The sequence below is a fragment of the Kitasatospora sp. NPDC127116 genome, from assembly GCF_042677365.1.
Lineage (GTDB): Bacteria > Actinomycetota > Actinomycetes > Streptomycetales > Streptomycetaceae > Kitasatospora > Kitasatospora lactacystinica.
In genome coordinates this window covers 1-8,497 of sequence record NZ_JBHXTL010000149.1, presented here as the reverse complement: position 1 = coordinate 8,497, position 8,497 = coordinate 1, and the positions used below count along the sequence as shown (strand labels likewise).

The 8,497-nt window shown below is 70.5% G+C and carries 6 protein-coding genes; 1 reads left to right on the top strand and 5 read right to left on the bottom strand.

The window, feature by feature from the left end:
- Positions 1 to 111: 111 nt before the first annotated feature.
- The 5 genes from ACFVHV_RS37615 to ACFVHV_RS37595 form a co-directional block, all read right to left on the bottom strand.
- Positions 112 to 1,167 carry a hypothetical protein gene (locus tag ACFVHV_RS37615; protein WP_359909495.1) on the bottom strand — a complete coding sequence of 352 codons (1,056 nt, stop codon included), beginning with the start codon at positions 1,165 to 1,167 and terminating at the stop codon, positions 112 to 114.
- Between the two features lie 37 nt (positions 1,168 to 1,204).
- Positions 1,205 to 1,885 (bottom strand): hypothetical protein, encoded by a 681-nt coding sequence (locus tag ACFVHV_RS37610; protein WP_359909492.1) that lies wholly within the window; start codon positions 1,883 to 1,885, stop codon positions 1,205 to 1,207.
- 108 nt (positions 1,886 to 1,993) lie between these two features.
- Positions 1,994 to 3,316, bottom strand: a complete 1,323-nt coding sequence (locus ACFVHV_RS37605; RefSeq protein ID WP_359909489.1) for an MFS transporter — start codon at positions 3,314 to 3,316, stop codon at positions 1,994 to 1,996.
- A gap of 127 nt (positions 3,317 to 3,443) precedes the next feature.
- Complete coding sequence (locus ACFVHV_RS37600; protein ID WP_359909486.1) at positions 3,444 to 4,526, bottom strand: inositol-3-phosphate synthase; 1,083 nt, start codon at positions 4,524 to 4,526, stop codon at positions 3,444 to 3,446.
- Positions 4,527 to 4,652: 126 nt separating this feature from the next.
- Entirely contained in the window at positions 4,653 to 5,351 is a 699-nt protein-coding gene (locus tag ACFVHV_RS37595; protein WP_359909483.1) for a PadR family transcriptional regulator, read from the bottom strand.
- 518 nt (positions 5,352 to 5,869) lie between these two features.
- On the opposite strand from ACFVHV_RS37595, the gene ACFVHV_RS37590 reads away from it, so the two are divergent.
- Positions 5,870 to 8,338 (top strand): transglycosylase domain-containing protein, encoded by a 2,469-nt coding sequence (locus ACFVHV_RS37590; RefSeq protein ID WP_380357527.1) that lies wholly within the window; start codon positions 5,870 to 5,872, stop codon positions 8,336 to 8,338.
- Positions 8,339 to 8,497: the final 159 nt, after the last annotated feature.

Below are 8,497 nucleotides of genomic sequence, written 5' to 3'. Positions count from 1 at the left end.
TTCCCCCCGTCCGCGCTGCCCTTCGCCGGCGCGGGGGCGGCCCCGGCGCCCCCCCCCGGGGGGGGGGGCGCCCCCGCCGGCCGCCCGCCCCCACCCCTCCTTCGTACCGGGCTACTTGAGCTGCTTCAGGCAGAGCACGTAGTCCAGGGCCGGGAGGTTGGGGTGCTTGCTGGTGTACCAGCTGTCCGACTTCGGCTGCTTCTCGCAGGCCTTCTCGTCGGAGGTGGCGAGGTACTTGAAGACGATCTTGTACTGCGCCTTGGTGTCGGTGCAGGGCACCACGGTGATCTTCGGGTTGGTGTCGGTGGTCTCGCTGGTGCCGTTCGCGTTGCGCAGGCAGTCACCGGGGTTGGCCGAGTCCACCTTGCTGTCCGAGTCGGTCGGCGTGGTGACCGGCGGGAACGTCAGCGTCGGGACCGGCAGCGTGAAGGTCGGCATGGGGATGACCGGTGACGTGTAGGTCGGCTTCGGCAGCGGCATGGGCGAGAAGGTCAGCACGGTGGGGGACGGCGTCGGGTCGGCGACCGGGTCGCCCTTCTTCGGGCCGAGCACCCCGGTCGCGGCCAGGGCCACGGTGACCGCCAGCGAGACCGGCACCAGCAGCATCGCGATGTGCGGCCGGCGGGTCAGCGGAACGCCCGGGTTCAGCTGGGGGCCGTGGCTGCCCGGGACGGGCGGCGGCAACTGCTTGAACTTGTTGTGCGGGCCGAGGTTCAGCAGCAGCGTGATCGGGGTCAGCAGCCAGGACACCAGGCTCCACCAGCCCTGGACCAGCGTCCGGGCCGACATGTCGCGCACCGTCGCCGTTCCGCAGGTGCGGCAGAACGGGCCGGTCATCCGCAGCATCCGGTAGGCGATGATCAGGCCCTGGTGGCCGCGGACGGTGGCGTTCACCGCCGGGTAGCCGCCGCAGAAGCGGCAGGTGGTCCCGTCCGTCGGCGGCGGCGGGTACCCGTAGCCGTAGCCGTCCGGCGGGGGCTGGACCCCGTACGGCTGCTCGGGCGGCGGGGCGCCGGGGTAGCCGTATCCGGGCCCCGGCGGTGGTGCGCCGTATCCGGGCGCCGGCGGCGGTGGGGGCGGTGCGCCGTAGGAGCCGCCGGAGGCGTACGGGTTGCCGTCGCCCGGTGGCGGGCCGTACGGCATCTGCGGTGGAGGCGGAGCGGACAAGGGGGTCCCCCGGGAAGGAAAGGAGAGGCGGAAGGGGTCAGGACTTCTTCACCGGCGGGACGCCGGTGGTGGTGGGCGCCAGCGGGCCGAGGCAGAGCACGTACCGCTTCTTGTTCCAGCGGCGGCCGCTCTTGCCCGAGACCGCGCTCGTGGTCTGCGGCGTCTGCTTGCAGCGGGTCACGTCCGTGGTGCCCTCGAACTTCGACAGAACACGGTAATTCGCTTTGCTGTCAGTGCACTTGACGATCTCGACGTCGCGGGAGCCGCTCGCCCGCACACAGTCCCCGGGCTTGGCGCTGCTGACGCTGGGCCCGGCCACGAAGTAGCCCACGGCCAGCGCCACGCAGCCGCCGACCAGCCCGACGATCCGCAGCTTGGACCGGATGCCGCGCTTGGCGGCCGGCGCGGGCGGCGCCGCCGGGGCGGGCTGGGGCGGGCCGTACGGTCCGGCGGGCGGCTGCTGCCCGTACGGTCCGGGAGCCGGCTGCCCGTACGGCTGCTGTCCGTAGGGCGGTTGGCCGGGCGGCTGCTGCCCGTAGGCGGGCGGCTGTCCGTACCCGGGTGGCGGGCCGTAGCCGGGCGGGGCCGGTGGTGCGGGCTGCCCGTAGGCCGGCGGCGGTCCGTACGGCGCGGCCGGCGGGGGTGGCGGTGCCCCGTACGGCGTGGCGACGGGCGGCCCCACCGGGGCCGGGCCGTACGGATTCGGCGGTGTGCTCATCAGTTCGTCCCCCGAGACGGAGTTCTGTCGATCCGACAGGTTCGAGTACCTTAGCGAGTCGGTCGGACGCCGTCGGCCGCGAGCCCCGAGGGTTCCCAGGAGCCCTGGTCACCGGGGGAGCGGGCTCCGGCGGGCGGCGCGCAGGTAGAGGACCGCCGTCAGGGCGTATACCCCGGCGACCCCCAGCACCACCGCGACCGAGCGGCCGGACAGCGGCAGCACCAGTGCCGTGACCAGGGCGGCGGCCACGAAGGCGACGTTGAACAGCACGTCGTAGATGGCGAAGACCCGGCCGCGGTACTCGTCCTCGACCGACTCCTGCACCGCCGTGTCGGCGCAGATCTTGGTGCCCTGGGTGACCACCCCGAGCAGCAGGGCGGCGATCAGGCAGGGCACCAGGGTGAAGCTCAGGCCCAGGGCGGGGACGAAGGCCACGGGGGCGACCAGGCAGGCCGTCATCCACCCGGCCAGGCCCAGCCGACGGGTGCACCAGGGGCTGACCAGCGCGGCGACGAAGAACCCGGCGGCGGACAGACCCACCGCCTGGCCGAGGGTGACCAGCCCGGCCGCGCTGTCGGTCGGGTCGTTGAAGGTGTACCGGGCGAGCATCACCACGACCACGATCAGCACGCCGTAGCAGAACCGGGCCGCGGTGACGGCGGCCAGCGCGTGCACGGCGGGCCGGCAGTCCCGCACGAGGTGGCGCACCGCGGCGCCGAGTTCGACGGCGGCCCGGACCAGTGCCTGGCCGAGCGCCGGGCGGCCCTCGTGCTGCTCCGGGCCGAGCAGGTCGCGGTCCATCCGCCGGGCGGCCAGCGCGGCCGACAGGTAGAGCAGCGCGGCCACCGTGACCAGGGCGGCGTCGGCCCGCGGCCCGGGAGCCATCAGCTGGTGCAGCGCGAAGCCGATGCCCCCGCCCGAGGCGGCGGCGACCGTCCCGAGGGTGGGGGAGAGGGCGTTGGCGGTGACCAGCTGGTCCTGCTCCACCACCCGGGGCAGGGCGGCGGACAGGCCGGCCAGGATGAACCGGTTGAGCGCGGTGACCAGCAGGGCCGAGGCGAAGAACAGCCAGGTCGGCGCCTGCGCCAGCAGCAGCGCGCCGGTGCCCAGGCCCAGCACGAAGCGGGCCAGGTTGCCGAAGTAGAGCACCTGGCGGCGGCGCCAGCGGTCCAGCAGCACGCCGGCGAACGGGCCGATGACCGAGAACGGCAGCAGCATCACGGCCAGCACCGAGGCGATGTCGGCGGGGGAGGACTGCTTCTCGGGGGAGAACACCACGTACGCGGCGAGCGAGACCTGGAAGACGCCGTCCGAGAGCTGGGAGAGCACCCGGGCGGTCAGCAGCCGCCGGAAGTCGCGGCCCTTCAGCAGGTCCAGGAGCGTGGCGCGGGGCGCGGACTGGTGGGTGCTGCCGTTCTCGGTGATCGCCACCCGCCCAGAGTGCCATGGAACCGGCCACTGTTTCACGTGAAACATTGGCCGCGAGAACGTGAAGGGCCCACGATCCGAAGACCGTGGGCCCTTCCTACGGCTGTGCGAGCCGTGAGCGGTCAGCCGCTCAGCGCTCGACCTCGCCGCGGATGAACTTCTCGACGTTCTCGCGGGCCTCGTCGTCGAAGTACTGGACCGGCGGGGACTTCATGAAGTACGAGGAGGCCGACAGGATCGGGCCACCGATGCCGCGGTCCTTGGCGATCTTCGCGGCGCGGACGGCGTCGATGATGACACCGGCGGAGTTCGGGGAGTCCCAGACCTCCAGCTTGTACTCCAGGTTCAGCGGGACGTCGCCGAACGCGCGACCCTCCAGGCGGACGTACGCCCACTTGCGGTCGTCCAGCCAGGCCACGTAGTCCGAGGGACCGATGTGGACGTTCTTGGCGCCCAGCTCGCGGTCGCGGATCTGCGAGGTGACGGCCTGGGTCTTGGAGATCTTCTTGGACTCCAGGCGCTCGCGCTCGAGCATGTTCTTGAAGTCCATGTTGCCGCCGACGTTCAGCTGCATGGTGCGCTCGAGGATGACACCGCGGTCCTCGAACAGCTTGGCCATCACGCGGTGCGTGATGGTGGCGCCGACCTGGGACTTGATGTCGTCACCGACGATCGGCACGCCGGCCTCGGTGAACTTGTCCGCCCACTCCTTGGTGCCCGCGATGAACACCGGCAGGGCGTTCACGAAGGCGACCTTGGCGTCGATGGCGCACTGGGCGTAGAACTTGGCCGCGTCCTCGGAACCGACGGGCAGGTAGCAGACCAGGACGTCGACCTGCTGGTCCTTGAGGACCTGGACGACGTCGACCGGAGCCTCGTCCGACTCCTCGATGGTCTCCAGGTAGTACTTGCCCAGGCCGTCGAGGGTGTGGCCGCGCTGGACGGTCACGCCGGTCGGCGGCACGTCGCAGATCTTGATGGTGTTGTTCTCGCTGTTGCCGATGGCGTCGGCCAGGTCGAAGCCGACCTTCTTGGCGTCGACGTCGAAGGCGGCGACGAACTCCACGTCACGGACGTGGTAGTCACCGAACTGGACGTGCATCAGCCCGGGGACCCTGCCGGCCGGGTCGGCGTCCTTGTAGTACTCGACACCCTGCACCAGCGACGCGGCGCAGTTGCCCACGCCCACGATGGCTACGCGAACCGAACCCATTCCGGTTGCTCCCTGTGATCTCATGAGGACCGCCGGGGTCGGCGGAACTCGTCCTGCTTCTTCGATGACTGCATGTACGGGCGCGAGGCGCCCGATCCTGCCGCGCGGCACAGGGCTGGCGCGGTGTCAGCGCTCCTGGGCGGAGCGCCCCGGGCGGTCGTACGGTGGCCCGGGCGGGTCCTGGGACCCGTCCTCCTGGCCACGGCCGTCCGAAGTCTTGTGGGGGCCGGCGGCGGGGCCGCCGGCGTCGGAGCCGGTCCGACCGGTGCGGTTGGACCGCTCGGTCTCGATCAGCTCGTTGAGCCAGCGGACCTCGCGCTCCACCGACTCCAGTCCGTGCCGCTGGAGTTCGACGGTGTAGTCGTCGAACCGCTCGCGCGCGCGGGCCAGCGAGTTGCGCATCCGCTCCAGCCGCTCCTCCAGCCGGCTGCGGCGTCCCTCCAGGACGCGCATCCGCACGGCCCGGTCGGTCTGGCCGAAGAAGGCGAAGTGCACGCCGAAGTGCTCGTCCTCCCAGGCGTCCGGGCCGGAGTCGGCGAGCAGTTCCTCGAAGCGCTGCTTCCCCTCGGCGGAGAGCCGGTAGACGATCTTGGACCGCTTGCCGTTGAGCGCGGTGGCCGGGACGTACTCGACGTCCGGGTTGTCCTCGACCAGGAAGCCCTGGGCGACCAGGCTCTTCAGGCAGGGGTAGAGCGTTCCGTAGGAGAGCGCCCGGAACGTGCCGAGCAGGATGTTCAGCCGCTTGCGCAGCTCGTAGCCGTGCATCGGGGCGTCGTGGAGCAGTCCGAGGACGGCGAACTCCAGCACTCCTGAGCGTCTGCCCATTGCCTTCGTCCTCCTCCCGCTCGGTGTCCGTCCGGCCGCCGCATCCGGCGGTATTCCGCTTCGATGTATCGGCTCGATATATCGAGAACAGTAAACCCGGCCCTCGGAACGAGCAAGGGGGGCACGCGTGAATGTGATCACAAGCCGACGCGCAGGTGAGGTTGGCAACGGGCTTGTAATGATCTGTTGCCGTTTTGCGGGCATTGGCAACTGATGTCCGATTAGTTGTATATCCGTGCTGCGTACGCTGTCGCGTGTGCACGAGGACCACCTCCGGGATCAGGGCGGTTTGCGGGCATCGGACGTGAACCCTGCCTTCAGGCTGGAAACGCCTGGCGAGGAGTGGCTGGAAGATGAGCGAGCGACGGCGAAGGACGCCCAACCCGGGCGGTGACGGGCAGCAGCCCCCGGGAGGCGGCGGCCGTCGGGGAGGTGGGTCGGAGCCCGACGAGCTGAGCTCGGACGGCGTCGGCCGACGCCGCCCCTCGGGGGTGAGGGAGACCGCACAACAGCCCCGGATGACCCGTGCGGAGATGCGCAAGGCTGCCCAGAAGAAGGGCAAGGGGGGCGGCCGGCGCGGTGACGCCGCGGCCTCCGCCGCCGCGGCCGCGGGCCCCGGCAAGAAGCGCTTCATCGACTACCCGCGGTTCGGCAAGAGCGGCATCCGGCGCTGGCTGCCGTCCTGGAAGCAGTGGCTGAGCGGCTTCCTGCTGGTCTTCGGCTGCTTCGTCGGCCTGGTGTTCTACCTGTACCAGAGCACCAAGGTCCCGGAGCTGAACGATCTGGTGCAGAACCAGAACACGATCTACTACTGGGCCGACAACACGGAGATGACCCGCAAGGGCCAGACCAACCGTCAGATCGTCGAGCTCAAGGACATCAGCCCCAACCTCCAGAACGCCGTCATCGCCGCGGAGAACAAGAGCTTCCAGACCGACAGCGGCATCGACCCCAAGGGCATGCTCCGCGCCGTCTGGAACATGGCGAAGGGGGGTGAGACCCAGGGCGCCTCGACGATCACCCAGCAGTACGTGAAGAACGCCTACCTGAGCCAGGAGCAGACCCTCAGCCGCAAGGTGAAGGAGTTCTTCATCACGCTGAAGATCAACCAGGAGAAGAAGAAGCCCGAGATCCTCACCGGCTACCTGAACACCAGCTGGTTCGGCCGCGGCGCGAACGGCGCCCAGGCGGCCGCCCAGGCGTACTACGGGGTGGACGCCAAGGACCTCAACGTCTGCCAGAGCGCCATGCTGGCCGGTCTGCTCAAGGGTGCGGCGTACTACGACCCCACCAACCCGGACAACAAGGAACGGGCCCAGGGCCGGTGGAGCTGGATCCTGGACCAGATGGTGGACACCAAGGCCATCACCCCGGACGAGCGCGCCAAGTGCAACGTGTTCCCGGACCCGATCCCGCAGAAGCCCAGCTCCAACATGAACGGTGAGATCAGCTACCTGGTCGACACCGCCAACAAGTACGTGATGGCCACCGACAAGTCGATCACCCCGCAGATGATCGACCGGGGCGGCCTGAAGATCTACACCACCTTCGAGAAGGACAAGGTCGACGCGCTGAAGAGCGCCGTCGACGCCGTCAAGTCGGAGAACCTCAACCCGCAGAAGCGGCCGGACAACGACACCAACATCCAGTTCGGCTCCGCCAGCATCCGCCCCGGCGACGGCGCGATCGTCGCCCTCTACGGCGGCGACGGCGTGGAGAACGGCCACTTCGACAACAACGCCGACGCCACCGGCGTCCAGGTCGGCTCGACCTTCAAGCCCTTCGTGCTGGCCACCGCGATGCAGACCGGCGTGCAGACCGCGAAGGACGACAAGGGCAAGCCGAAGCGGATCAACGCCGACAGCCGCTACCTCGCCGACGACATGTCCGAGATCCGCAAGCCGGACGGCTCGCTGGTGATCGGCGACGACGGCAAGCCGTACCGGCAGAAGAACGAGGACTCCGGCAAGCGCGGCTACGTCTCGCTGCGGCAGGCCATGCAGTACTCGTACAACGTGCCCTTCGTCCAGCTCAACCAGGACGTCGGCGGCCAGAACGTGGCCGACATCGCGGTGCAGATGGGCGTCAAGAAGGAGAGCCTCGCCGACCCGAAGACGGCGACCTTCCCGCTCGGCACCTCCACCATCAGCCCGATCCGGATGGCCACCGCCTACGGCACCCTGGCGGCCAGCGGCAAGGAGGCCGAGCCGTACTCGGTCACCAAGGTCGAGGTGAGCGGCGTGGAGCGCCCGGGCTTCGGCAAGAAGGAGCCCAAGGTCGCGCTGGAGCCGGCCGTCGCCGACAACGTCACCGACGTGCTGGTGAACGTGGCCGTGAACGGTACCGGAAAGAAGACGAAGGACCTGGGCCGCCCGGTGGCCGGCAAGACCGGTACCACCGACCAGAACAAGTCGGCCTGGTGGGTCGGCTACACCCCGCAGCTGGTGACCAGCGTCGCGATGTGGCGCGAGGACCCGACCAAGCACGAGCGGCAGTCGCTCAACGGGACCGGCGGCAAGGAGTCCATCCACGGTGGTGACATCCCGACCGACGTCTTCACCCGGTACATGAGGGCCGCACTGGCCAACGAGAAGAAGATGGACTTCCCGACCCCGCAGCCGGTCGGCACCGAGGTCGACTCCTCCGGTGCGCCGTCCACGGCCTCCGCGACGGCCACCCCGACCACGGCCGACACCCCGACGGCCCCGGCGCAGCCCCAGTCGCAGGCGCCGCAGCCGCCGGTGCAGCCGCAGCCCACCCAGACCTGCGTGCCCGGCGTGGACTGCCCCGGCGACCAGCCCAGCCCGTCCAGCACCAAGAACCCGCACCCGGGCAACAGCTGTCTGCCGTTCGTCGGCTGCCAGACGCAGCCCCCGGGACCGACGGACAGCTCGTCGCCGGGCGGCGGCGGAAAGCCGGGCGGTGGCGGCAGGCCGACGCCGAGCAGCACCGGCGGCGGCCAACAGGGCGCGGCAGCCGGGCAGTAGCCGGGTCCCGGCTCGACCCCGAACGGCGGTGGCGGTCCTCCTCGGAGGGCCGCCAACCCCCTTTTAATCCCGGTAACCCCCCGTTAAAGGCCGGGCGGCGCCGCGCCTCCCGCGGCCCCGCCCCCCAGCGGGGGCGCCGACCCGTGGGGGGGCCGACGC

What these genes read in the sequence shown, in the direction of transcription:
- ACFVHV_RS37610 (WP_359909492.1), bottom strand. Translation starts at nt 1,885, where the DNA reads ATGAGCACACCGCCGAATCCGTACGGCCCGGCCCCGGTGGGGCCGCCC.
- ACFVHV_RS37590 (WP_380357527.1), top strand. Translation starts at nt 5,870, where the DNA reads ATGACCCGTGCGGAGATGCGCAAGGCTGCCCAGAAGAAGGGCAAGGGG.
- ACFVHV_RS37595 (WP_359909483.1), bottom strand. Translation starts at nt 5,351, where the DNA reads ATGGGCAGACGCTCAGGAGTGCTGGAGTTCGCCGTCCTCGGACTGCTC.
- ACFVHV_RS37600 (WP_359909486.1), bottom strand. Translation starts at nt 4,526, where the DNA reads ATGGGTTCGGTTCGCGTAGCCATCGTGGGCGTGGGCAACTGCGCCGCG.